This window comes from Bradyrhizobium sp. GW821-FHT12B03 (assembly GCF_058807535.1).
Map to the genome: position 1 here is coordinate 1 of NZ_JBXAQU010000027.1, position 23770 is coordinate 23770.

General features: G+C 65.7%; 19 protein-coding genes. 7 read left to right on the forward strand and 12 right to left on the reverse strand.

The features are described from left to right. The first annotated feature begins 332 nt into the window (after positions 1-332). Positions 333-830, forward strand: coding sequence for a hypothetical protein (locus tag AC1RUR_RS34880; RefSeq protein ID WP_492852562.1), 498 nt, complete (start codon positions 333-335; stop codon positions 828-830). Here AC1RUR_RS34880 and guaB read toward each other — a convergent pair whose 3' ends face one another. Next, positions 831-2324, reverse strand: a complete 1494-nt coding sequence (gene guaB / locus AC1RUR_RS34885) for an IMP dehydrogenase (RefSeq protein ID WP_492852564.1) — start codon at positions 2322-2324, stop codon at positions 831-833. It lies immediately after the preceding gene. 404 nt (positions 2325-2728) lie between these two features. Between guaB and AC1RUR_RS34890 the strand changes: the two genes are divergently transcribed. Continuing rightward, positions 2729-4219, forward strand: coding sequence for an MFS transporter (locus AC1RUR_RS34890; protein WP_492852566.1), 1491 nt, complete (start codon positions 2729-2731; stop codon positions 4217-4219). Between the two features lie 107 nt (positions 4220-4326). On the opposite strand, the gene AC1RUR_RS34895 is transcribed toward AC1RUR_RS34890, so the two are convergent. After that, positions 4327-5013 carry an RlmE family RNA methyltransferase gene (locus AC1RUR_RS34895; protein WP_492852568.1) on the reverse strand — a complete coding sequence of 229 codons (687 nt, stop codon included), beginning with the start codon at positions 5011-5013 and terminating at the stop codon, positions 4327-4329. Position 5014: 1 nt separating this feature from the next. Then, positions 5015-6100 carry a Ppx/GppA phosphatase family protein gene (locus AC1RUR_RS34900; RefSeq protein ID WP_492852570.1) on the reverse strand — a complete coding sequence of 362 codons (1086 nt, stop codon included), beginning with the start codon at positions 6098-6100 and terminating at the stop codon, positions 5015-5017. Between the two features lie 214 nt (positions 6101-6314). On the opposite strand from AC1RUR_RS34900, the gene AC1RUR_RS34905 reads away from it, so the two are divergent. Then, positions 6315-8687, forward strand: a complete 2373-nt coding sequence (locus AC1RUR_RS34905) for a xanthine dehydrogenase family protein molybdopterin-binding subunit (protein WP_492852572.1) — start codon at positions 6315-6317, stop codon at positions 8685-8687. Between the two features lie 157 nt (positions 8688-8844). Here the strand turns inward: AC1RUR_RS34905 and AC1RUR_RS34910 are convergent, their stop codons facing one another. After that, the gene (locus tag AC1RUR_RS34910; protein WP_492852574.1) at positions 8845-9645 is read right to left on the reverse strand and encodes a hypothetical protein; all 801 of its coding nucleotides are present in this window, start codon (positions 9643-9645) and stop codon (positions 8845-8847) included. Positions 9646-9750: 105 nt separating this feature from the next. Here AC1RUR_RS34910 and AC1RUR_RS34915 point away from each other — a divergent pair, with 105 nt between their 5' ends. From AC1RUR_RS34915 to AC1RUR_RS34925, 3 genes are all read left to right on the forward strand, one after another. Then, positions 9751-10242: a YaiI/YqxD family protein gene (locus tag AC1RUR_RS34915; protein ID WP_492852576.1), complete on the forward strand. Its 492-nt coding sequence runs from the start codon at positions 9751-9753 to the stop codon at positions 10240-10242. A gap of 2 nt (positions 10243-10244) precedes the next feature. After that, positions 10245-12056, forward strand: a complete 1812-nt coding sequence (locus AC1RUR_RS34920) for an ABC-F family ATP-binding cassette domain-containing protein (RefSeq protein WP_492852578.1) — start codon at positions 10245-10247, stop codon at positions 12054-12056. A 64-nt stretch (positions 12057-12120) separates the two neighbouring features. Then, positions 12121-13200: a D-TA family PLP-dependent enzyme gene (locus tag AC1RUR_RS34925; protein WP_492852580.1), complete on the forward strand. Its 1080-nt coding sequence runs from the start codon at positions 12121-12123 to the stop codon at positions 13198-13200. Positions 13201-13362: 162 nt separating this feature from the next. Here the strand turns inward: AC1RUR_RS34925 and AC1RUR_RS34930 are convergent, their stop codons facing one another. The 8 genes from AC1RUR_RS34930 to AC1RUR_RS34965 form a co-directional block, all read right to left on the reverse strand. Continuing rightward, a complete protein-coding gene (locus AC1RUR_RS34930) occupies positions 13363-14583 on the reverse strand; it encodes a BaiN/RdsA family NAD(P)/FAD-dependent oxidoreductase (RefSeq protein ID WP_492852731.1) in 1221 nt (406 codons plus the stop codon). Beyond that, the gene (locus AC1RUR_RS34935; protein WP_492852582.1) at positions 14580-15497 is read right to left on the reverse strand and encodes an SDR family NAD(P)-dependent oxidoreductase; all 918 of its coding nucleotides are present in this window, start codon (positions 15495-15497) and stop codon (positions 14580-14582) included. The genes AC1RUR_RS34930 and AC1RUR_RS34935 overlap by 4 nt, the downstream gene beginning before the upstream one ends. Before the next feature lie 232 nt (positions 15498-15729). Next, positions 15730-16209, reverse strand: a complete 480-nt coding sequence (locus AC1RUR_RS34940) for a MaoC family dehydratase (RefSeq protein WP_492852584.1) — start codon at positions 16207-16209, stop codon at positions 15730-15732. Then, a complete protein-coding gene (locus AC1RUR_RS34945) occupies positions 16210-17928 on the reverse strand; it encodes an AMP-binding protein (protein WP_492852586.1) in 1719 nt (572 codons plus the stop codon). Continuing rightward, positions 17928-18818: a 3-hydroxyisobutyrate dehydrogenase gene (mmsB, locus tag AC1RUR_RS34950; protein ID WP_492852588.1), complete on the reverse strand. Its 891-nt coding sequence runs from the start codon at positions 18816-18818 to the stop codon at positions 17928-17930. Before mmsB ends, AC1RUR_RS34945 begins: the two co-directional genes overlap by 1 nt. A 25-nt stretch (positions 18819-18843) precedes the next feature. Continuing rightward, on the reverse strand, positions 18844-19911 hold the full coding sequence (locus AC1RUR_RS34955; RefSeq protein WP_492852590.1) for an enoyl-CoA hydratase/isomerase family protein: 1068 nt from the start codon (positions 19909-19911) through the stop codon (positions 18844-18846). Beyond that, the gene (locus tag AC1RUR_RS34960) at positions 19908-21053 is read right to left on the reverse strand and encodes an isobutyryl-CoA dehydrogenase (RefSeq protein ID WP_492852592.1); all 1146 of its coding nucleotides are present in this window, start codon (positions 21051-21053) and stop codon (positions 19908-19910) included. Before AC1RUR_RS34960 ends, AC1RUR_RS34955 begins: the two co-directional genes overlap by 4 nt. Before the next feature lie 182 nt (positions 21054-21235). Then, complete coding sequence (locus tag AC1RUR_RS34965; RefSeq protein ID WP_027543112.1) at positions 21236-22732, reverse strand: CoA-acylating methylmalonate-semialdehyde dehydrogenase; 1497 nt, start codon at positions 22730-22732, stop codon at positions 21236-21238. A 101-nt stretch (positions 22733-22833) separates the two neighbouring features. Between AC1RUR_RS34965 and AC1RUR_RS34970 the strand changes: the two genes are divergently transcribed. Continuing rightward, complete coding sequence (locus AC1RUR_RS34970; protein ID WP_492852594.1) at positions 22834-23742, forward strand: LysR family transcriptional regulator; 909 nt, start codon at positions 22834-22836, stop codon at positions 23740-23742. Positions 23743-23770 lie beyond the last annotated feature (28 nt).

Genomic DNA, 23770 nt, shown 5'->3' on the forward strand with positions numbered 1-23770 from the left:
CGCACACGGTTCTCCATCGCAACCTCCTTCGCTGGGTGTTGCGACGAGTGATTGAATCCGCCCAGTATTCCAGAGACCTCAGTGATTGAGCCGAAGGGCCGCGGCGTACTGGATGCCCCGGTCTAGCCGGGGCATGACACCGGTCATGTAGGCACGCGCGGGGAAACTAACTCCCGCCCTCCTTGATCGCACAGCAACGACGCTGTCACCCTTCCCTAGAATTTTAAGTGCCGGATTAAGGCCGCGATCAGCCCACTCGTCTAGGCTGCATCAAGGAACTCGCCACGCCTCTGCTGTGCACCGCGGCGTCACCAACAAGATCATGAGGCGAAATGACAATTGGCCTGGGAATGGCATCGCTGAGGCAGCAAGTCAGTCACATGGGTCTTGCGGCCCCGAAGAGCGCGGCGTGGAAGGTAACAGCCGCCCTGGCTTCCTTGCCGATACTGATCTTTGTGATCGGTCCCGTGCTCACGACGTTGCTCGCGGACGAATCCCCCAATCTTCGTGAAGCGGCACACTATCTCGCAGGTTTCGGGCTCCTCTTCCTGCCAACGTGGATCGCGCTCTTTCTCAATCATCCCTGTGTCTTGTTTATATACTTGTTGAATTTCCTTGCCTTCGTGACGTCCCTGCTCTGCCTGGCCGGGATAACCGTCAACAGCTGGGTCGGGCTCGAGAGCCAAGCGTTGTGGTCGATCCTGGCGACGCCAGTCGCGTTCATCTGGTCGTTGATCAACAGCAAGAGACCGGACGCGGCGCTGGATCACTCCGCCCCCGCCGATCCCAGCGCTGACAACGATCAACACCTAACCTTCCGTCAGGCGTAACTAACCCCCGCCCGGATAGTTCGGGGCTTCGCGCGTGATGGTCACGTCGTGGACGTGGCTTTCACGCAGGCCGGCGCCGGTGATGCGGACGAAATTCGCCTTCTCGTGCAGCTCCTTCATGTCCTTGGCGCCGACATAGCCCATCGCGGCGCGCAAGCCGCCGGCGAGCTGGTGCATGACGTTGCCGACCGGGCCCTTGTAGGGCACCTGGCCCTCGATGCCTTCGGGCACGAGCTTGAGCGTGTCCTTGATGTCCTGCTGGAAGTAGCGATCCGCCGAGCCGCGCGCCATCGCACCGACCGAGCCCATGCCGCGATAGGCCTTGTAGGAACGGCCCTGCCACAGGAAGACTTCGCCTGGCGTCTCGTCGGTGCCCGCGAGCAGCGAGCCGACCATCGCGATGTCGGCGCCGGCGGCGAGCGCCTTGGCGAGATCGCCGGAGAACTTGATGCCGCCGTCGGCGATGACGGGAATATCGGATTTCTTCGCGGCTTCCACCGCATCCATGATCGCGGTGAGCTGCGGCACGCCGACGCCGGCGACGATGCGCGTGGTACAGATCGAGCCCGGGCCGATGCCGACCTTGATGCAGTCCGCGCCCGCATCGATCAGCGCCTGCGCGCCGTCGGTGGTGGCAACGTTGCCGGCAACGACCTGCACGGAATTGGAGAGACGCTTGATGCGGTTCACCGCATGCAGCACGTGCCGGGAATGGCCGTGCGCGGTGTCGACCACGACGAGATCGACGCCGGCATCGATCAGCCGCTCGGTACGCTCGAAGCCGCTGTCGCCGACGGTGGTGGCGGCGGCGACGCGCAGGCGCCCCTGCGCGTCCTTGCAGGCGAGCGGATGGGCGACAGCCTTCTCCATGTCCTTGACGGTGATCAGGCCGACGCAGCGATATTGCTCGTCGACCACGAGCAGCTTCTCGATGCGATGCTGGTGCAGCATCCGCCGCGCCTCGTCCTGGCTGACATTCTCGCGCACCGTGACGAGGCCTTCATGCGTCATCAGCTCGGAGACTTTTTGCCGGCGGTCGGTGGCAAAGCGCACGTCGCGGTTGGTGAGGATGCCGACCAGCTTGCCCGGCGTGGCCTTGCCGGCGCCGGTGACGACGGGAATGCCGGAGATGCCGTGATCGCTCATCAGCTTGAGCGCATCGTCGAGCGAGGCCTCGGGGCTGATGGTCAGCGGGTTCACCACCATGCCCGACTCGTAGCGCTTGACCTGCCGCACCTGGGCGGCCTGCCCTTCGGGATCGAAATTACGGTGGATGACACCGACGCCGCCGGCCTGCGCCATGGCGATCGCCATGCGGGCTTCGGTGACGGTGTCCATGGCGGAGGCCATGATCGGGATGTTGAGCGGAATGGCGCGGGTGACCCGGGAGCGGATGTCGACCTCGCCCGGCATGACGTCCGACAGGCCAGGCTTCAACAGCACGTCGTCGAACGTAAGGGCTTCGCGGATGCCTTGAACTTGCACCGTGGCCATCTGCCAACTCCTTCCTGCGGCCCTGCCGCAAATAGCTATGGATGAGCGCCGCCCTCGGCGTACCTTGCGGCATCGCCGGAGAATCGGAGCCCATCGGTGGGGTTGACGCGGGTCGATAGCACGGCCGCGTGACGAATCAAAGCAAATCGAACCGCTGGCCAGCCATGCACAGGCTTTTTAAGTAAATTCGGCGTGGACAGCCGGGCGGCGGGCCAGCCGCCGTCATTCCGGGCTCGCGTCAATGGGCGCGCCCCGCCCAGGAAGCGAGCGCAACCGCCGCTGGGAGTCACACCGTTATTACCCAGGGTTTAGGTGCTATGCGTTGATCCGCAATGGTCGCGGCCGAGCAGCGGTGTTAAGCCGCAACTCGCACCCCTCCTTCCGATTTTCATTACTAATCCGTCATGGTCGACAAGCAACGCGTCATTCCGCTGATCGTGGCCACTGCTCTCTTCATGGAGAACATGGACTCGACTGTGATCGCCACCTCGCTGCCGGCGATCGCGGCCGACATCGGCACCAGCCCGCTGACGCTGAAGCTCGCGATCACGTCCTATCTTTTGTCGCTTGCGGTGTTCATCCCGGCAAGCGGCTGGACCGCGGATCGCTTCGGCGCGCGGATGGTGTTCGCGATCGCAGCCGGCGTGTTCATGGTCGGCTCGGTCGGCTGCGCGCTCTCGACCTCGGTCACCGATTTCGTGTTCGCGCGCATCCTGCAAGGCATGGGCGGCGCCATGATGACGCCGGTCGGGCGCCTCGTGCTGCTGCGCTCGGTCGACAAGAGCGCGCTGGTCAATGCGATGGCCTGGGTGACGGTCCCTGCGCTGATCGGTCCCGTGATCGGCCCGCCGCTCGGCGGCTTCATCACGACTTATGCGTCGTGGCACTGGATCTTCCTGATCAACATCCCGATCGGGCTGCTCGGCATCTTCATGGCCTTGAAGTTCATCGATCCCATCAAGAGCGAGGAACGCGAGCCGTTTGATCTCTACGGCATGGTGCTCGCAGGGCTCGGGCTCGCCGGCATTGCGTTCGGCCTGTCGGTGGCCGGCCTCAACCTCTTGCCCTGGAGCACGGTTGCAGCGCTGGTCGTGGGCGGTTCGATCTCCATGACGCTCTACGTCATCCATGCGCGACGCACGGGATCACCGGTGCTGGACTTCTCGCTCTTGAACCTGCCGACGCTGCGCGCCGCCATTCTCGGCGGTTTCCTGTTCCGCCTCGGCATCGGCGCGCTGCCCTTTTTGCTGCCGCTGCTGATGCAGATCGGATTCGGCCTGTCGCCGTTCAAGTCCGGCCTCGTCACCTTCGGCTCCTCGCTCGGCGCCATGGGCATGAAGGCGCTGGCCGCGCGCCTTATCCGCGCTTTCGGCTTCCGCAATCTGATGACGGTGAACGCGATCGTCAGCGCGGTCTTCCTCGCCGCCTGCGCACTGTTCACGGTGGCGACGCCACTGCTGATCATCATGATCATTCTCGTGGTCGGCGGCTTCTTCCGCTCGCTCGAGTTCACCGCGATCAACACGGTGGCCTATGCCGAGGTCGAGACCGCGCAGATGAGCCGCGCCACCACCCTCGTCAGCGTCAACCAGCAGCTCGCGGTCTCCGCCGGCGTCGCCGTCGGCGCAGCCTCAGTCGAGACGACGATGTGGCTCAGCCATGTCAGCGAGCTCAACGCCACCGTGTTCGCGCCGGCCTTCGTCGTGGTCGCGCTGACCTCGGCGGCATCGAGCTGGTTCTTCTGGCAGATGCCTGCCGATGCCGGCCACGAGATCTCCGGCCGCAAGGCGAGCGAGATCGCGAGCCGCAAGGGCGCCGGCAAGGGTGCGGCCAAGGCCGCCGTGAAGGCCGCGACCGAGGATACGCAGGACGTGCGGGACCAGCGGCTGGGGTAGCCCCCAATCTCGTCATTGCGAGCGAAGCGAAGCAATCCAGGATCTTTCCGCGGAGGCAGTCTGGATTGCTTCGTCGCAAGGGCTCCTCGCAATGACGGAGCTTGTGGTTACGTCTTCGCCTCGCCGCGAAACCCCGTCGCCAGCACGTAGCGCTCCGACGAATCCTGCCGGCTCGCGGCGGGCTTGACGTGACGCACGGTTGCAAAGTCGCGCTTGAGCTGGGCGAGCAACTCGGCATCGGCGCCGCTCTGGAACGCCTTCGCCAGGAACGTTCCGCCGGGTTTCAGCACGTCACAGGCAAAGGCAGCGGCGGTCTCGATCAGGCCGACGATGCGGAGCTGGTCGGTCTTGCGGTGACCGGTGGTGTTGGCGGCCATGTCGGACATCACGATGTCGGCGCCGCCCCCGAGCATGGCGGTGAGCTTCGCCGGCGCGTCATTGTCCATGAAGTCGAGCTGCGCGAATTCGACGCCGGCGATTTCGGGCATCTCCAACAGATCGATCGCGACGACCTTGCCCTTGCCATCGATCGAGCCGACGCGCTTGGCGGCGATCTGGCTCCAGCCGCCCGGCGCGGCACCAAGATCGACCACGGCCATGCCGTGCTTCAGCAGGCGGTATTTGTCGTCGATCTCGAGAAGCTTGAATGCCGCGCGCGAGCGATAGCCCATCGCCTTGGCCTTGACGACATAGGGATCGTTGAGCTGCCGCTCCAGCCAGAGCTTCGACGACAATTTGCGCTTGCCGCCGGTCTTGACCTGGACGTGCAAGCGGCCGGTGGTGTCCTTGGCCATCTCACCAGCTCCTGAGCGCGCCGTCCTCGCGCATCATCTCGACCAGCATGCCTTCGCGCAGGCCCCGGTCGGCGACGCGCAGGCGCGGCAGCGGAAAGGCGCGGCGGATCGCGTCGAGGATGGCGCAGCCGGCCAGCACGAGATCGGCGCGCTCGACGCTGATGCAGCTGTTGTTCGCACGCTCCTCGTAGCTCATGCCGAGCAGCTTGCTGATGGTCGCGGCGATGTCGGTATCGTTCATCCAGATGCTGTCGATGCGGCGGCGGTCGTAGCGCGCGAGGTTGAGATGGATGCCGGCGAGCGTCGTCACCGTGCCCGATGTGCCGAGCAGGTGCATGTCCGTGATATCGCGGCCGTGCTCCTCGGCGAACGGGGCGACATGCTGCGCCACCTCGCGCTCCATCGCGGCATAGATCTCCGGCGTGACGTCGCGGCCGCCGAACTGCTCGGCGAGCGTGACCACGCCATAGGGGATCGACATCCAGGCCTTGATGCGCGGCTCCGGATTTGCGGGATCGCGCTCGATCCGCACCAATTCGGTCGAGCCGCCGCCGATATCGAACAGGATCGCGCCCCGGCCCCTGGGATCGACCAGCGGCGCGCAACCGAGCACGGCGAGCGAGGCCTCGGTCTCGCGGTCGATGACTTCGAGCTCGATGCCGGTCTCGGCCGCGACGCGGCTGCGAAAGCCCTCCGCGTTCGAGGCCGCGCGGCAGGCTTCGGTGGCGATCAGCCGCAAACGCCGCGCTTTCCGCAGATTGATCTTGTCGCGGCAGATGCTGAGCGCCGCGATGGCGCGCTCGATCGCGGCCTCGCTGATGCACCCCGTCGCCGAGACGCCTTCGCCGAGCCGGATGATCCGCGAGAAGGAATCGACTACGCGAAAGCCGTCGCTGGTCGGACAGGCGATCAGGAGCCGGCAGTTGTTGGTTCCGAGGTCCAGCGCCGCATAGACGCCGGTTCCCGGCGCTTGCGCGGCGACGGCCGGCTCAGTGGCCAACGCCACCGCCGCCATCGACCCCTCGAGCTCACCGTGCGGCCCATGGTGCATATCATGGCCGTCGCGGAGCCGCGTGTGGTCATTCATACAAACTGTCTTTCCGCGGCCCCGCTGGGGCCGAGCTGGAATTGCTTTTTCGCCTGAAACATTAGCAGCGCGGCAGGCCTGCGCAACAACGCATCACATAGGACCATGCCCATTCGTGCGTTGTCGTGAACGGGACCGTGGGCTATTTTTGATGGGTCCGGTCCTCCAAGCGCCCCCCCAAAACGCGCAATTGCCGGCTTTTCAGGTCAATTCCATGCAAGAACACACCAAATCGTCCACGCTCGAAAACGCTATTGCACTGCAAAAATATGGCGTCGGGCAGCCCGTCCGCCGCAAGGAGGACGACACCCTGGTGCGCGGCAAGGGCCGCTACACCGACGATTTCAACCTGCCCGGCCAGGCCTATGCCGTGGTGGTCCGCTCGACCCACGCCCATGGAATCATCCGCGGCATCGGCCTTGATGCCGCCAAGGCGATGCCCGGTGTGCTCGGGGCTTGGACCGGCAAGGATCTCGATGCGGCCGGCTACGGCCCCTTCACCTGCGGTCTGCCCCTGAAGAGCCGTGACGGCTCGCCCCTGCTCCAGACCAACCGCCAGCCACTGGCGACCGACAAGGTCCGCTTTGTCGGCGATCCCGTCGCCTTCGTCGTGGCGGAGACGCTGGCCCAGGCGCGCGACGCCGCCGAGGCGGTCGAGCTCGACATCGAGCCGCTGCCGGCGGTGACGGATCCCGAGGAGGCCGCCAGGCCCGGCGCGCCGCTGCTCTACGACCACATCCCGAACAACGTCGCGCTCGACTACCATTATGGCGACATGGACAAGGTCAATGCGGCCTTTGCCAGCGCCGCGCATGTGACCAAGATCGACATCGAGAACACCCGCGTGGCCGTGGTCTCGATGGAGCCGCGCGTCGGCCTTGCCTCCTACGACAAGAAGACCGAGCGCTACACCCTCCAGGTGCCGACACAGGGTGTCGCCGGCAACCGCGCCAACCTCGCCAAGAACCTGAAGGTGCCGAACGAGAAGGTGCGCATTCTCACCGCCAATGTCGGCGGCTCCTTCGGCATGAAGAACATCAACTATCCGGAGTATATGTGCATCCTGTACGCGGCCAAGGCGCTGGGACGCCCGGTGAAGTGGCTCGACGAACGCTCGACCAGCTTCCTGTCCGACAGCCACGGCCGAGCGCAGAAGATCCATGCCGAGCTGGCGCTCGATGCCGAGGGGCACTTCCTCGCGGCCAAGCTCGAAGGCTACGGCAATCTCGGCGCCTACATCACCGGCGTTGCGCCGGGGCCGCTCTCGCTCAACACCGGCAAGAACTTTTCGAGCGTCTATCGCACGCCGCTGATGGGCGTCGACATCAAGACGGTGCTCACCAACACCACGCTGATGGGCGCCTATCGCGGCGCCGGCCGGCCCGAAGCCAACTACTACATGGAGCGGCTGATCGACCGCGCCGCCGACGAGATGGGCATCAACCGGCTGACCCTGCGCAAGCGCAACTTCATCAAGTCGAACCAGATGCCGTTCCCGGCCTCCTCCGGCGTCACCTATGACAGCGGTGACTTCCAGGCTGTCTTCAACAAGGCGCTCGAAATCTCCGATCACGAGAATTTCGCCAAGCGCAAGAAGGAGAGCAAGAAGGCCGGCAAGCTGCGCGGCATCGCCATCGGCTCCTATCTCGAGGTCACCGCGCCGCCGAGCCCCGAGCTCGGCAAGATCGTGTTCGATCCTGATGGCACCGTACAGCTCATCACCGGCACGCTCGACTACGGCCAGGGCCACGCCACGCCGTTCGCGCAGGTGCTCTGCGAGCAGCTCGGCGTTCCCTTCGAGAGCGTGAAGCTGGTGCAGGGCGACAGCGACATCGTCCACACCGGCAACGGCACCGGCGGCTCGCGCTCGATCACGGCCAGCGGCATGGCGATCGTGGGCGCCGCCAAGCTCGTGATCGAAAAGGGCAAGCGCGCCGCCGCGCACATGCTGGAGGCGTCCGAGGCCGACATCGAATTCGAAGGCGGCAGCTTCACCATCGCCGGCACCGACCGCAGCATCGACATCATGCAGCTCGCCAGGAAGCTGCATGACGGCAAGGTGCCGGAGGGCGTGCCTGACAGCCTCGACGTCGATCACACCAGCGAGCCGGTGCCCTCGGCCTTCCCGAACGGCTGCCACGTCGCCGAGGTCGAGATCGATCCTGATACCGGCGTGGTGCAGATCGTGCGCTACAGCGCGGTGAACGATTTCGGCACGGTGATCAACCCGCTGCTGGTCGCGGGCCAGCTCCATGGCGGTGTCGTCCAGGGCATTGGACAGGCGCTGATGGAGCACGTCCGCTACGACGAGAGCGGCCAGCCGATCACGGGTTCGCTGATGGACTACGCCCTGCCCCGCGCCGAGGACGTGCCGAACATGACGGTCGGGGACCACCCGGTGCCGGCCACGACCAATCCGCTCGGCAGCAAAGGCTGCGGCGAAGCCGGCTGCGCCGGCAGCCTGTCGACGGTGGTGAACGCGGTGGTCGATGCGCTCTCCGACTACGGCATCAAGCACATCGACATGCCGCTGACGCCCGAGCGTGTGTGGCGCGCGATCCAGGACGCGAAGGGCAAGGCGGCGTAGGGGCGCTCTTCTGCTTCCCCAATCTCGGTGTCATCGCCCGCGAAGGCGGGCGATCCAGGACGCCGAGACAGTAGTGACTGACCGATGGGCCGCGGCGTACTGGATTCCCCGCTTTCGCGGGGAATGACAGCGAATATGTGGACGCGCTGTGCCCCTTCTACGCCGCCGCCTGCTCACGCGGCTGGTAAATCGCGACGTGCTGGCAGTGGGCGAGCGGCGTCGTACCGTTGGCAACGACCAGTGCGTCCAGCTCGACGAAGCGGTGGCCCTTCTTCTCGTAGTTCGCAGTCACTTTTGCGCGCGCGGTGATCTCGTCGCCGGCGCGCGCGGCTGACAATAGCTGCATGCGGCTGCCGACGTGGATCCACGGGCCCAGAATGGTGTTGTCGACCAGAACGCGGTTCATCACGCGCTGGATCAGGCCGGGATGGCCGAGGCCCTCGCGCGCGAAGATCGGATCGGCTTCCCTGACATCGGCGAGATAGTCAGTCGCGTCCTGGCCGGCCCAGCGACGGGGCATCGTGCCGAGCCATTTGCCCGTCTCGAAGGTCGCCGGGCTGACCGGCTTACGCTCGGCAACCGCGGGGACCTCGACATAGTCGTTCAGCGAAACCGCCGGCACCACCGCCGGCAGCGATGCCGTTCCGGTCGCGCAGAGCGCGGTGCGGCTGAACACTTCGATCGTCAGCAGGCCGTTGTGCTCGGTGGCGTCGACATCGGCGGTCTCGCCGTCATAGACCGGCTTGATGAAGCGGGCTTCGATCAGCCCGCGCGACAGGAAATCGCGCCCCCAGCGGGCAACCGGCACGTGCATCATGTAGGCGAAGACGTCGACCCCCGGGACCAGCCCGCCGGAGAAGCCGAAGCGACGCGCCACCGTGTCGTCGTGCATCTTGTTTTCGGATTGCTTGGCGGTGTTGTAGGCCTCGACGCGGTAGGTTTCGAGCCGGTTCGGCATGCTGGCTTTCCCCAAAATTCCTGTTGTTTCAGGCCGATCGTAGGCCCCGGGGAACACCGGTCAATCCCCTCGCCTTTGCGGCCCGAATGGGGTACCACCCCGCCAATGACTGATACGCCCACCCGCATCTATGTCGACGCCGACGCCTGTCCGGTGAAGGACGAGATCTACCGCGTCGCGCTCCGGCATGGCGTGCCCGTGAGCGTCGTTGCCGGCAATTTCATCCGCGTGCCGCAAGACCCCCTGATCGAGCGGATCGCGGCAGGCTCCGGCATGGATGCCGCCGACGACTGGATCGCCGAGCGCGCCAAGCCCGGCGACGTCGTCGTGACCTCGGACATTCCGCTGGCGAGCCGCTGTGTGAAGGCGGGCGCCGACGTGATCGCGCCGAACGGCAAGCCGTTCACCGAGGAGTCGATCGGCATGACGCTGGCGGTGCGCAATCTGATGACGGATTTGCGCTCGGCGGGCGAAGTCACCGGCGGCCCGCGATCGTTCGCGCCACGCGACCGCTCGGCCTTCCTCTCCGCGCTTGACCAGACACTGCGCCGGATCCAGCGCCGCCGCGCTGACCAAGCCGCGACAAGTCAGGGCTAACGATGGCGCCGCCGCTGATCCAGTTGAAAGACATCAGGCTGACCTTTGGCGGCACGCCGCTGCTATCAGGCGTCGAGCTCAATGTCGCGCCTTCCGAACGGGTCTGCCTGATCGGCCGCAACGGCTCCGGCAAGTCGACGCTGTTGAAGATCGCAGCCGGGCTCGTCGAGCCCGACGGCGGCACGCGCTTCGTGCAGCCCGGCTCCACCGTCCGCTATCTGCCGCAAGAGCCTGACTTCGGCGATCACAAGACCACGCTGGCCTATGTCGAGGCAGGGCTCGCGCCCGGCGACGATCCCTACCAGGCACGCTATCTGCTGGAGCAGCTCGGGCTGACCGGCAACGAGAACCCCGCACACGTCTCCGGCGGCGAGGCGCGCCGCGCGGCGCTCGCCTGCGTGCTGGCCCCCGCGCCCGACATCCTGCTGCTGGACGAGCCGACCAACCATCTCGATCTCGCCACCATCGAGTGGCTGGAGAAGGAGCTCGACAGCCGCCGCAGCGCGCTGGTGATCATCAGCCATGACCGCCGCTTCCTGACTAATCTCTCGCGCTCCACCGCATGGCTCGACCGCGGCCGGATCAAGCAGATCGACCGCGGCTTCGCCTCATTCGAGAGCTGGCGCGACGAGGTGCTGGCGGAAGAGGAACGCGACCAGCACAAGCTCGACCGCAAGATCGTCGACGAGGAGCACTGGCTGCGCCATGGCGTCTCCGGCCGGCGCAAGCGCAACGTCAAGCGGCTCGGCAATCTGCACGCGCTGCGTGACCAGCGGCGCAATTATCGCGGCACGGCGGGCACCGCCAGTCTCGCCGCGGCGGAAGCCGAACAATCCGGCAAGCTGGTGATCGAAGCCAAGGGCATCACCAAGGCCTATGGCGAGCGCATCATCGTCGATAATTTTTCGACCCGCATCCAGCGCGGCGACCGGCTCGGCATCATCGGTCCCAATGGCGCCGGCAAGACCACGCTGGTCAACCTCCTCACGGGCGGGGCGCAGCCGGACTCCGGCACCGTGCGGCTCGGGGCCAATCTGGAAACGGCCACGCTCGACCAGCACCGCGAAAGCCTCGACCCGAAATCGACGCTGGCGGAGGCGCTGACCGGCGGCCGTGGCGACCAGATCATGGTCGGCGGCAAGCCGAAGCATGTGGTCGGCTACATGAAGGACTTTTTGTTTGCGCAGGAGCAGCGCGGCACGCCGGTGGAGGTGCTCTCCGGCGGTGAGCGCGGCCGGCTGATGCTGGCCCGCGCGCTGGCGAAACCCTCGAACCTGCTGGTGCTGGACGAGCCGACCAACGATCTCGACTTAGAGACGCTCGACGTGCTCGAAGACATGCTCGGCGATTACGACGGCACCGTCATCCTGATCAGCCACGACCGCGACTTCCTCGACCGCGTCGTCACCTCGGTGATCGCGCCTGAGGGCAACGGCAAGTGGATCGAATATGCCGGCGGCTACAGCGATATGCTGACCCAGCGCGGCGCCGACCTCAAGCGCGAGACCGCAAAGCCGCAAGCCCCCACGGAGAAGAAAGAGGAGCGGATCGCAGCGCCCGCCTCCGCGCCCAAGCGGCGCTTGAGCTTCAACGAGAAGCACGCGCTGGAAACGCTGCCGAAGAAGATGGAGACGTTGCACGCCGACATCGCAAGACTGCAACGCGTGCTCGACGATCCCAATCTCTACGCCAAGGATCGCAAGAAATTCGACGACACCTCCGCCGCCATCGCCAAGGCGCATGACGAATTGTCCGCCGCCGAAGAGCGCTGGCTCGAACTTGAAATGCTTCGCGAAGAAATCGAACAGGCCTAGCGCGCGTTCCGCAAAAGTGGGCACCGGTTTTGCGATCCGAATGCGCGCCAACTAAGAGACTCACATGACCACTCCCCTCGCCGCAAAAATCGCCCGCGAATACGGCACGCCCTGCGCCGTCATCGACATGGACAGGGTCGAGCGCAACATCGCGCGGATCCAGAAGGCCTGCGACGACGCCGGCGTTGCCAATCGTCCCCACATCAAGACGCACAAGAACCCGACCATTGCCAGGATGCAGGTGGCGGCCGGCGCGAAAGGCATCACCTGCCAGAAGCTCGGCGAGGCCGAGATCATGGCCAATGCCGGCATCGACGACATCCTGATCAGCTACAACCTGCTGGGCGAGGAGAAGATGGCGCGGCTCGGCGCGCTGCAGGCCAAGGCCAACATGACGGTGGCCGCCGACAATTCGACCGTCGTCGCAGGTCTGCCCAAGGCCGCCGCAGCCTCAGGACGTCCGCTCTCGGTGGTGGTCGAATGCGATACCGGCCGCAAGCGCGCGGGCGTCGAGACACCGGCCGAGGCGATTGCGCTGGCGCGTGAGATCGCCGGGTCCAAGGGACTCGAATTCGCCGGCTTCATGCTGTATCCGACCGAGACCGGCTGGGCGGATGCACAGAAATTCTACGACGAGGCGCTGGCCGGCGTGCGCGCGCACGGGCTGGATGCGAAGATCGTCTCGACCGGCGGCACGCCGAACCTCGTCAACATCGGCAAGCTCAAGGGCGGCACCGAGCACCGTTTCGGCACCTACATCTACAACGACCGCATGCAGGTCGCCGCGGGCTCCGCGACTTGGGACGACTGCGCGCTGCACATCTATTCGACGGTGGTGAGCCGCGCCGCGCCCGAGCGCGGCATTCTGGACGCCGGCTCGAAGACGCTGACGACGGATACCGGCGGCCTCGACGGCCACGGCCTGATCCTCGAGCACCCCGAAGCCAAGATCGCGCGTTTCGCCGAAGAGCACGGCTTCCTCGACCTCTCGCGCAGCAACACGCGGCCGAACGTCGGCGACGTCGTCCGGATCGTGCCCAATCACGTTTGCGTCGTCGTCAACATGATGGACGAGGTGGTGATGGTCCGCGGCGAGGAGATCATCGGCACGCTGCCGGTGGCGGCGCGGGGTAAGCTGCGGTAAGCGTTCGCGCCCGCGCATCCTTCGAGGCTCGCCCTGCGGTGAACCGCAGAGCTCGCACCTCAGGATGACGCTCTCGTTAGCTAGTCATTGGGATGAGGCTGTCTGATAGCCGTCACCCTGAGGTGGCCGCTTCTTCAGCGGCCCCCGAAGGGCGACGGCGTTCTAAGAACGCTTGAGCCACTTCAGCACGCCCCTGCCCGCGGCAGCCCCCGTCGCGAACGACGCCTGCAGCAGATACCCGCCGGTCGGCGCTTCCCAGTCCAGCATCTCGCCGGCAGCGAACATGCCGGGCAGCTTGCGCAGCATGAAGCGCTCGTCGAGCTCGTCGAAGGTGATCCCGCCTGCGGTCGAAATCGCGCGCTCGATCGGGGCAACGCCGGTGAGCTGAACCGGAACGGCATTGATCAGGTGGGCAAGTTCGGCCGGCGAGAACGAGGCCAGCGGCCGGCCGGACGCAATCGCCGCCTCCTGCATCAGGCCGATGCCGACCGGCGATAGCTGCGCCGCCTTGCGCAGGAAATTGGCGAGCGATTGCTTGCCGCGTGTGCCCGACAGACGCGTGGTCAGCGCATCAGCGTCGAGGTCGGGGCGTAACGCAATGGTCAGCGTCGCCTGTCCGATCCCCAGCACCGCCTCACGCAGCTCCGCCGACAGCGCATAGATCGCACCGCCCTCGATTCCGCCGCGCGTGATCATCGCTTCGCCGCGCACCGTATGCGCACCGATCGTCAGCGCCACGCCCTTGAGCGGCTGGCCCTCGAAACGGTCGCGGAAGACGTCGGACCACGCAACCGTGAAGCCGGAATTGGCCGGCCGCAGTTTTGAGATAGCTATGCCTTTTGCCGCGAGGATATCGACCCAGCCGCCGTCCGACCCGAGTCGCGGCCAGCTGGCACCGCCGAGCGCGAGCACCATGGCGTCGGCCGCGATCGCAAGCGCGCCTCCGGGCGTCTGAAATTGCAGACGCCCCTCGTCATCCCAGCCGGTCCAGCGATGGCGAAAGGCAAAGCGCACACCCACGGCATCGAGCCGTCGCAGCCAGGCTCGCAGCAAGGGCGAAGCCTTGAAGGCCTTCGGAAAGACGCGGCCGCTGGTGCCAACGAAGGTCGGCTCGCCCAGCGCCTCGCTCCAGCCGCGCAGCGCATCGGGCGAGAACTCTTCAACCGCGGCCTGCAGCTTCGGCGCCGCCGCGCGATAGCGCGCCATGAACTGCGGCAGCGGTTCGCTATGGGTGAGATTGAGGCCGCCGCGGCCGGCCATCAGGAATTTGCGGCCGGCGGACGGCATGGCGTCGTAAACGGTGACGCCGGCACCGCCCTGGGCCAGCACCTCCGCCGCCATCAGCCCGGCGGGACCAGCACCGATGACGGCGACGTCGGTCAGAGCTTGATCCCCGCCCGCGCAGCGGCCTGCGCTACATATTTCTGCGTCTGCTCGAACGCGCCGGTCAGAGCCCTCGCCTTCGACATGTCGCTGATCTCGGCGAAGTGCGCGGCGACCGCATCGGGGGTCCATTCGGATTCCGGCAGGTTGATGCCTTCGCTCTCGACAATCTTGATCACGGCAAACGAGCCGGCACCAGCGCCCATGATGGTGCGGGTCGGCGCATCCTCGCTGAGCATGTACTCAACCGCGGGCGTGATCGCGTTGGGCTTCATCAATTGCAGCGCCTGCGGCGGCAACAGCTCTTCGGTCATGCGGGTTGCCGCGGTCGGCGAGATGATGTTGACGCGGATGTTGGTCTTGCGGCCTTCCTCGGCGAGCACGTTCATCAGGCCGACCATGCCGGATTTGGCCGCGCCGTAATTGGCCTGGCCGAAATTGCCGTAGAGGCCGGAGGACGACGTCGTCAGCACGATGCGGCCGTAGTTGCGATCGCGCATGCCGGCCCACACCGCCTTGCAGCAGTAGAAGGTGCCGACGAGGTGCACGTCGAGCACCTTCTGGAAATCGGCGGTCTCCATCTTGCCGAACGACTTGTCGCGCAGGATGCCGGCATTGGCGCACATCAGATCGACGCTGCCCCATTCCTTCGTCGCACGCTCGACCATGGCGGTGACCTGCTCGAAATTCGAGACGTCGGCCCCGTCGGCCATTGCGATGCCGCCGGCTTTGCGGATCTCCTCGACCACGGCTTCGGCCGGCGACAACGAGCCGCCGCTGCCGTCGCGCGCGCCACCGAAATCGTTGACCACGACCTTCGCGCCGCGGCTGGCCAGTCCCAGCGCATGCGCCCGTCCCAGACCATTGCCAGCCCCGGTGACGATGGCGACGCGTCCGTCAAACCTGATTGCCATGAGTGCGTTTCCCTGTGCTTTCTTCCCTTCTCCCCTTGTGGGAGAAGGTGGCGCGAAGCGCCGGATGAGGGGTTGTCTCTGCAAGCGAGTCCGCGGAGAGATACCCCTCACCCGGCTTCGCGTTCCGCGAAGCCACCCTCTCCCACAGGGGGAGAGGGTTAGAAACACGAAAATTCGACAGCTTTTGAGCAGCGATGCATCGCCGGGTCAAGCCCGCCCATGACGGCCCGACTTACGCGAAATAGATCAACCCCAGCCAATCCGCGACCAGCGCCGGCTTGTCCTCGCCTTCGATCTCCACGGTGACGTTGGTGCGGGACTGCAATTCGTTCGGCTTGCGCAGCCTGGCTTCTGCCAGCACGAAACGGCCGCGGACGCGCTTTCCCGAGCGCACCGGGGAGATGAAGCGCAGCTTGTCGAAGCCGTAATTGACGCTCATCGTGGTGCCGGCGATGACGGGCATGACTTCATAGGACATGATCGACAGCAGCGACATCGTCAGGAAGCCGTGCGCGATCGTCGTGCCGAACGCGGTCTCCTTCTTCGCCCGTTCAGGATCGACGTGGATGAACTGGTGATCCTCGATCACGTCGGCATAGGTGTCGATGCGGGGCTGGTCGATCAGGTGCCATGACGACACGCCGATCTCCTTGCCGGCCAGGGCCTGATAGGCGTCCAGCGTAATCGGCGGCTTCTTCCAGACTTCGTTCACTTAGGTCTCGCTCCGTGTTTTCGGCAACTCCGGAAAATCCTCCTCGCGGAATTCCCGGCCACGCAGCGGATCATTGCGATCGTCGTCGCGCTCGAGACGTCGTAGCTGCACGCGGCGAATTTTGCCAGAGATCGTCTTCGGCAGCTCGGTCACGATTTCAAGGCGGCGGATGCGCTTGAACGGCGCAAGGCGGGTGTGCAGGTGCTTGAAGATCGAGAGTGCCGTCTCTGGCGTTCGCTCCGCATCCGCGGTCAGCAGCACGAACGCCTTGGGGATCGCGAGGCGGATCGGATCGGGGCTCGGAACCACGGCGGCTTCGGCGACGAGCTCATGCTCGAGCAGCACGCTTTCGAGTTCGAACGGGCTGATGCGGTAGTCGGAGGATTTGAACACGTCGTCGGAGCGGCCGACGAAGGTGAGATAACCATCCTCGTCCTCGAACACGACGTCGCCGCTGCGATAGAGCGCACCTTCGGCGCCGGACAGCTTTCCATCGTCGCCCTGATAGCCCTGCATCAGGCCGGCGGGGCGGTCGGCATCGAGCAGGAGCGCGACCTCGCCTTCCTTCGCCGGATTGCCATCGGCATCACTGACCTGCACGCGAAAGCCCGGCAGCGGCCGGCCCATCGAACCGACCTTGATCTTTTGCCCGGGCGAGTTGCCGGCCAGCGCCGTGGTCTCGGTCTGGCCGTAGCCGTCGCGGATGGTGAGGCCCCAGGCCGCCTGCACCTGGTCGATCACTTCAGGATTGAGCGGCTCGCCGGCGCCGCAGACCTCGCGCAACGCGACCTTGAACGACGCAAGGTTCTCCTGGATGAACAGGCGCCACACCGTCGGCGGCGCGCACAGCGTGGTGACGCCGCAGCGGCCGATGGTGGCGAGCAGTGCCTTGGCGTCAAAGCGCGGCTGGTTGACCACGAACACAGTGGCCCCCGCATTCCACGGCGCGAAGAAGCAGCTCCAGGCGTGCTTGGCCCAACCGGGCGATGAGATGTTGAGATGGACGTCGCCGGGCTTCAGCCCGATCCAGTACATGGTGGAGAGATGGCCGACGGGATAGCTGCGCTGGCTGTGCCGCACCAGCTTCGGCTTTGCGGTGGTGCCCGAGGTGAAATAAAGCAGCATCGGGTCGTCGGCGTTGGTCGGGCCGTCGGGCGCAAAATTCTCCGAGGCCATCGCCGCTTCATCGTACGAGAACCAGCCATCGGGAGCCGCGCCGACCACGATGCGGACGACATTCTCGGCACCGAGGCTCGCGAACTTCGCGACCTGATCCTGCGCGGCCACCACCGCCCTCGCCTTGCCGCGATCGAGCCGGTCGCGCAGCTCCTCGGCGGTGAGCAACGTGGTCGCGGGGATGACGACGACGCCGAGCTTCATTGCAGCCAGCATGGTCTCCCACAGCGGGACCACATTGCCGAGCAGCAGCAGCAGATGGTCGCCGCGCTTCAGGCCGTGCGCGCGAAGGAAGTTGGCGACCTGGTTGGAACGGCGCGACAGCGCCGCGAAGGAGAGTTTTGTCTGCCGGTCCTGAGCGGCATCGACGATCCAGAGCGCGGGCCGGTCGCGGCTCTTCGCATTCATCGCCAGCTCGGCGTCGAACCAGTCGAGCGCCCAGTTGAAGGGAACCGGATCGGGCCAGCGGAAGTCTTTGACCGCTGTCTCGTAATCCGTGCGGTGCTCAAGCAGAAACGCGCGCGCTTCCTGAAATGTCGTCATCAAGCTTTCCCGGCCAGCCCCCTAACGTGCTTGATAATTCCGGAAAAATCCACCCCGCCCTGGCCGTCCTTGTCGAAGGCCTGGTAAATCTCCTGCGCATGCTGGCCGAGCGGCGTCGCGGCGCCGGCGGCCTTGGCGGCGTCCTGCGCCAAGGTCAGATCCTTCACCATCAGCGCCGAGGCAAAGCCCGGCTTGTAATCGTTGTTGGCGGGCGAGGTCGGCACCGGGCCTGGAACCGGACAATAAGTCGTGAGCGACCAGCACTGGCCCGACGAGGTCGAGGCGACGTCGAACAGCGCCTGATGCGAGAGGCCGAGCTTCTCAGCCAACGCAAACGCCTCGCTGACCGCGATCATGGAAATGCCGAGGATCATGTTGTTGCAGATTTTTGCCGCTTGCCCCGCGCCGGCCCCGCCGCAATGCACGATCTTCTTGCCCATGTTTTCCAGCACGGGCTTGGCCGCCGCGAACGCGTTCTCCTCGCCGCCGCACATGAAGGTGAGCGTCGCGCCCTTGGCGCCGCCGGTGCCGCCGGAGACCGGCGCATCAACCGAGAGCACGCCGTTCTTGGCGGCGAGCGCATGCGCCTGGCGCGCGCTCTCGACGTCGATGGTGGAGCTGTCGATGATCAGCGCGCCCTTGGTCATGACAGGGACGACCTCGTTCCAGACGCCGAGCACATGCTTGCCGGCCGGCAGCATGGTGACGACGACATCGGCGCCCTTCACCGCGCCCGCAGCGCTGTCGGCAATGCCGGCGCCATCAGCCTTGGCTTGATTGCGCGAAGCTTCGGCGAGGTCGAATGCCACCACCTTGTGGCCGGCCTTGACCAGATTGGCGGCCATCGGGCCGCCCATGTTGCCGAGACCGATGAATGCGATCGTGGCCATCTTCGTTTCCTCCGCTTGAACGTTGTTAGTTGAATTTGAGTTCGTCGGTACCGATCTCGGCGAGATATGGTGCGAGGACTGCGGGCGTCACGTCTTCGATCCGCGGCGGCGACCAGGTCGGATTGCGGTCCTTGTCGATCACGGCGGCGCGCACACCTTCGCGGAAATCGTCGCTGCGGAAGACTTCCAGCGCGGCGCGATATTCACGCACCAGACACTCTTCCAGGCTCGACGCAGTACGCGCCAGCCGCAGCAGCTTCAGCGTCACCACCATGCCGCGCGGTGATTTTTCGTTGAGCGTCTTCAGCGTGGCCAGAGCGAATTCGGAGCCGTCACGCTGGAGGGCGGCGAAGATGTCTTCCATCCGGTCGAAGCCGAACAGGGCGTCGATCACAGGCTCTCTTGCAGCGACAGCGCCTGCGGTCTCACCGGTCGCAAAGCCGTTGATGAGTTTGCTCACCTCGGCAGCGGTCACGCCCGCGCGAACCCTGGTCAGAGCCTCCCGCAACTCCGGCCATTTGGCCACCGGCACCACGGCATCGGCGAATTTCGCGTGGATCGCGTCGGGCCCGTTCATGGTCTGGCCCGTGAGACCAAAATACGTTCCAATCTCGCCGGGCGAGCGCGACAGCAGCCAGGTGCCGCCGACATCGGGGAAAAAGCCGAGGCCGACTTCGGGCATGGCGAGCTTGGTGCGATCGGTCACGACGCGATGGCTGGCGTGGCCGGATAGCCCGACGCCGCCGCCCATCACCAGACCGTCCATGAATGCGACATAGGGCTTCGGATATTTCGCGATCCGCGCGTTCATGACGTATTCCTGGCGCCAGAACCGCGCGCCGAGATCGCCGCCCTCACGCGAGCTCTCCCACAGGCCGCGAATGTCGCCCCCGGCGCAGAGGCCGCGCTCGCCGGCCCCTTCCAGCACGATCACCGCCACGTCCGGATCGGTCTCGAACCGGTCGAGCGCCGCGTCGATACCGATCGACATTTCCAGCGTCATGGCGTTGAGCGCCTTGGGCCGGTTGAGCCGGATCACGCCCGCCGCGCCCTCGCGGCGAACGATGAGGTCGCCCTCTTCCACTGCATTCATCGCGCGCCCTCGATCAGTTTGCGCGCCACGATGAGCCGCATGATTTCATTGGTGCCCTCGAGGATCTGGTGCACGCGCAGATCGCGGACAATCTTCTCGATGCCGTATTCGCTGAGGTAGCCGTAACCGCCATGGAGCTGGAGCGCCTGGTTGGCGACCTCGAAACCGACATCGGTGCCGAAGCGCTTGGCCATCGCGCACAGCATGGTGGCGTCAGGGTCCTTGCGGTCCAGCGCAGCGGCAGCACGCCAGAGGAACGTGCGCGCGGCCTCGAGCTCGATCGCCATGTCAGCGAGCTTGAATTGCAGCGCCTGGAATTCGTCGAGGCGCTTCCCGAACGCCTTGCGCTCCTTCATGTAGGCGCGCGCCTTGTCGAGCGCTGTTTGGGCACCACCAAGAGAACACGCCGTGATGTTGAGACGGCCGCCGTCGAGGCCGGCCATCGCGATCTTGAAGCCGACGCCCTCCTCGCTCAGCCGGTTGGCCACCGGCACGCGGGCATTCTCGAACATCACGGCGCGGGTCGGCTGCGCATTCCAGCCCATCTTGCGCTCGTTGGCGCCGAAGGAAACGCCCGGCGTCTTGCCATCGATCACCAGCGTCGAGATGCCGCCGGGACCGTCACCGCCGGTGCGCACCATCGCGACCAAAAGATCGGTGCCGCCGGCGCCCGAGATGAACTGCTTCTGGCCGTTGAGCACATAATGGTCGCCGTCGCGCACCGCGCGGGTGCGCAGCGCCGCCGCATCCGAGCCGGCGCCCGGTTCGGTCAGGCAGTAGCTCGCGATCAGCTCCATGGTGCAGAGCTTCGGCAACCATGTGTGGCGCTGGGTGTCGCTGCCATAGGCATCGATCATCCAGCTCGCCATATTGTGGATGGAGATGAAGGCCGAGGTGGTCGGGCAGCCCGTCGCCAGCGCTTCGAAGATCAGTGCCGCGTCGAACCGCGTCATGGCGGAGCCGCCGACATCCTCGCGGATGTAGATGCCGCCCATGCCGAGGGTGGCCGCCTCGCGCATCACGTCGACGGGAAAATGCTTCTCCTCGTCCCAGCGCAGCGCGTGCGGCGCGATCTTCTCCGCCGCGAACGCCAACGCCATGTCGCGAACCGCGACCTGATCCTCGTTCAGAGCGAACTGCATCTCAATGCCCCCGCCGGCTAGGGTCACCTCTCCCCGGAGGGGAGAGGTCGATTTGCGCAACAAATCGGGTCAGGGGGCGCCGCTCCGACGAGAGACCGTAACCCCTCGCCCGGCGCTTCGCGCCGACCTCTCCCGAAGGGAGAGGTGATTTCCCGATGCCGCTGGAGCTCACACCAATCGCACTACTTCATCAGCGGGATCGAGAACTCCGCGCCTTCCTTGACGCCGGACGGCCAGCGCGAGGTCACCGTCTTGGTCTTGGTGTAGAAGCGGACGGAATCCGGGCCGTGCTGGTTGAGATCGCCGAAGCCCGACTTCTTCCAGCCGCCGAAGGTGTAATAGGCGATCGGCACCGGAATCGGCACGTTGATGCCGACCATGCCGACATTGACCTTGGCCGCGAAGTCGCGCGCGGCGTCACCGTCGCGGGTGAAGATGGCAACGCCGTTGCCATAGTCATGCTCCGACGGCAGCGCCAGCGCTTCCTTGTAGTCATGCGCGCGCACGACCGAGAGGACCGGGCCAAAAATCTCTTCCTTGTAGATCCGCATGTCCTTGGTGACATTGTCGAACAGCGAACCGCCGAGATAGAAGCCCTTCTCGTAGCCCTGCATCTTGAAGCCGCGGCCGTCGACGGCGAGCGTCGCGCCTTCCTTGATGCCGATGTCGATATAGCCCTTGACCTTCTCGACCGCCTCGCGCGTCACCAGCGGGCCGTAATCGGCCGACGGATCGATCGAGGTGCCGATCTTGAGGCTCTCGACGCGCGGGATCAGCTTTTCCATCAGCCGGTCGGCGGTGGACTTGCCGACGGGCACGGCAACGGACACGGCCATGCAGCGCTCGCCGGCCGAGCCGTAGCCCGCACCAATCAACGCGTCGACCGCCTGGTCCATGTCGGCGTCGGGCATGATGATAGCGTGGTTCTTGGCGCCGCCGAAGCACTGGCAGCGCTTGCCGGTTTGGGCTGCGCGCTCATAGATGTACTGGGCGATCGGCGTGGAGCCGACGAAGCCCACGGCCTTGATATCGGGATCGTCGAGGATGGCGTCGACGGCTTCCTTGTCGCCGTTGACGACGTTGAGGATGCCGGCCGGCAGGCCCGCTTCCATCATCAGTTCGGCGAGCAGCATCGGCACGCCAGGGTCGCGCTCCGACGGTTTGAGGATGAAGGCGTTGCCGCAGGCGATTGCCGGCGCGAACTTCCACATCGGGATCATCGCCGGGAAGTTGAACGGCGTGATGCCGGCGACGACGCCGAGTGCCTGACGCATCGAATAGATGTCGATTCCAGGACCGGCGCCTTCGGTGTACTCGCCCTTCATCAGATGCGGGATGCCGCAGGCGAACTCGGCGACCTCGAGGCCGCGCTGGATGTCGCCCTTGGCGTCGGGCACGGTCTTGCCGTGCTCGCGGGCCAGCAACTCGGCGAGCTTGTCGTAGTCGCGCTGAACCAGCTCGACGAACTTCATCATGACGCGGGCGCGGCGCTGCGGGTTGGTCGCGGCCCACTCCGGCTGCGCGGCGCGGGCGTTCTCCACCGCGGCGCGGACTTCGGCCTTCGATGCCAGCGCCACCTTGGCCTGGACGTCACCGGTCATCGGCTCGAAGACGTCGGCGGTGCGGCCAGAGGTACCCTTGACCTCCTTGCCACCGATGAAATGTCCGATTGAACGCATGGAAAGATCTCCTTCAGGCCAGCCTGTTCGCTTTGACAAATCCTATCGACCTGCATTTTATAGGATTCAAGTCTGAGATAATGCACCATAGATGTGCGAAAATGCTGGATCAAGGCGCTATCGATTGGGACGACTTCCGCTTCGTGCTGGCCATCGTGCGGGGCGGCTCGGTGTCGGCCGCGGCAAAACAGCTCGGTGTCGACCATGCGACTGTGATCCGCCGCGTTGACCGGCTGGAAAAGCACCTCTCGGCCAAGCTGTTCGACCGGCGCAAGACCGGCTACCTCCTCACCGAGGCCGGCCAGCGCGTCGCGGACAGCGCGGAAGCGATGGAATCGACCATCGTCGCCAATCAGGAGCAGGTCGGCGGCTCGGTGGCGCGGCTGACCGGCACGGTGCGGATCGGCGCGCCTGACGGCTTCGGCACCGCCTTCCTGGCGCCGCGGCTGGCGCCCTTTGCGGATCGCTATCCCGACCTCGACCTGCAACTTGTGGCTACTGCGCGACTGTTCTCTCTCTCCAAGCGCGAGGCCGACATCGCCATCAGCCTGACCATGCCGAAGGAAGGCCGCATCGTCGGCCGCAAGCTGCTCGACTACCGCCTCGGCCTCTATGCCGCCCCCGCCTATCTCGACCGCTTCCCGACGATCGTCTCGCGCGAGGTGCTGCCGCAGCACCGCTTCGTCGGCTACATCGAGGAGCTCCTGTTCACGCCGGAACTCGACTATCTGCCGCAGGTGTCGCCGCGGATTTCCGCACGCTTCCGCAGCGCCAATCTGATCGCCCAGCTCAACGCCACGCTCTCGGGCTTCGGTATCGCCGTACTGCCGCATTTCATGGCGAGCGACTATCCGCAGCTCAAAGCTGTGCTGCCGGAAGAGGTCTCGATCACGCGGACGTTCTGGATGCTGATGCACGCCGACAGCAAGGATCTCGCCCGGATCAGGGCGGTGGCGGATTACATCGGCGAGATCGTGGAGCGCGACCGGGCGCTGTTTGCGGGGCGATAGGAATTCGTAGGGTGGGTTAGCGTCAGCG

Bases quoted from the DNA above. Each gene is read 5' to 3' on its own strand.
- AC1RUR_RS34880 (WP_492852562.1), top strand. From the start codon at position 333: ATGACAATTGGCCTGGGAATGGCATCGCTGAGGCAGCAAGTCAGTCAC.
- guaB (WP_492852564.1), bottom strand. From the start codon at position 2,324: ATGGCCACGGTGCAAGTTCAAGGCATCCGCGAAGCCCTTACGTTCGAC.
- AC1RUR_RS34890 (WP_492852566.1), top strand. From the start codon at position 2,729: ATGGTCGACAAGCAACGCGTCATTCCGCTGATCGTGGCCACTGCTCTC.
- AC1RUR_RS34895 (WP_492852568.1), bottom strand. From the start codon at position 5,013: ATGGCCAAGGACACCACCGGCCGCTTGCACGTCCAGGTCAAGACCGGC.
- AC1RUR_RS34900 (WP_492852570.1), bottom strand. From the start codon at position 6,100: ATGAATGACCACACGCGGCTCCGCGACGGCCATGATATGCACCATGGG.
- AC1RUR_RS34905 (WP_492852572.1), top strand. From the start codon at position 6,315: ATGCAAGAACACACCAAATCGTCCACGCTCGAAAACGCTATTGCACTG.
- AC1RUR_RS34910 (WP_492852574.1), bottom strand. From the start codon at position 9,645: ATGCCGAACCGGCTCGAAACCTACCGCGTCGAGGCCTACAACACCGCC.
- AC1RUR_RS34915 (WP_492852576.1), top strand. From the start codon at position 9,751: ATGACTGATACGCCCACCCGCATCTATGTCGACGCCGACGCCTGTCCG.
- AC1RUR_RS34920 (WP_492852578.1), top strand. From the start codon at position 10,245: ATGGCGCCGCCGCTGATCCAGTTGAAAGACATCAGGCTGACCTTTGGC.
- AC1RUR_RS34925 (WP_492852580.1), top strand. From the start codon at position 12,121: ATGACCACTCCCCTCGCCGCAAAAATCGCCCGCGAATACGGCACGCCC.
- AC1RUR_RS34935 (WP_492852582.1), bottom strand. From the start codon at position 15,497: ATGGCAATCAGGTTTGACGGACGCGTCGCCATCGTCACCGGGGCTGGC.
- AC1RUR_RS34945 (WP_492852586.1), bottom strand. From the start codon at position 17,928: ATGACGACATTTCAGGAAGCGCGCGCGTTTCTGCTTGAGCACCGCACG.
- mmsB (WP_492852588.1), bottom strand. From the start codon at position 18,818: ATGGCCACGATCGCATTCATCGGTCTCGGCAACATGGGCGGCCCGATG.
- AC1RUR_RS34955 (WP_492852590.1), bottom strand. From the start codon at position 19,911: ATGAATGCAGTGGAAGAGGGCGACCTCATCGTTCGCCGCGAGGGCGCG.
- AC1RUR_RS34960 (WP_492852592.1), bottom strand. From the start codon at position 21,053: ATGCAGTTCGCTCTGAACGAGGATCAGGTCGCGGTTCGCGACATGGCG.
- AC1RUR_RS34965 (WP_027543112.1), bottom strand. From the start codon at position 22,732: ATGCGTTCAATCGGACATTTCATCGGTGGCAAGGAGGTCAAGGGTACC.
- AC1RUR_RS34970 (WP_492852594.1), top strand. From the start codon at position 22,834: ATGCTGGATCAAGGCGCTATCGATTGGGACGACTTCCGCTTCGTGCTG.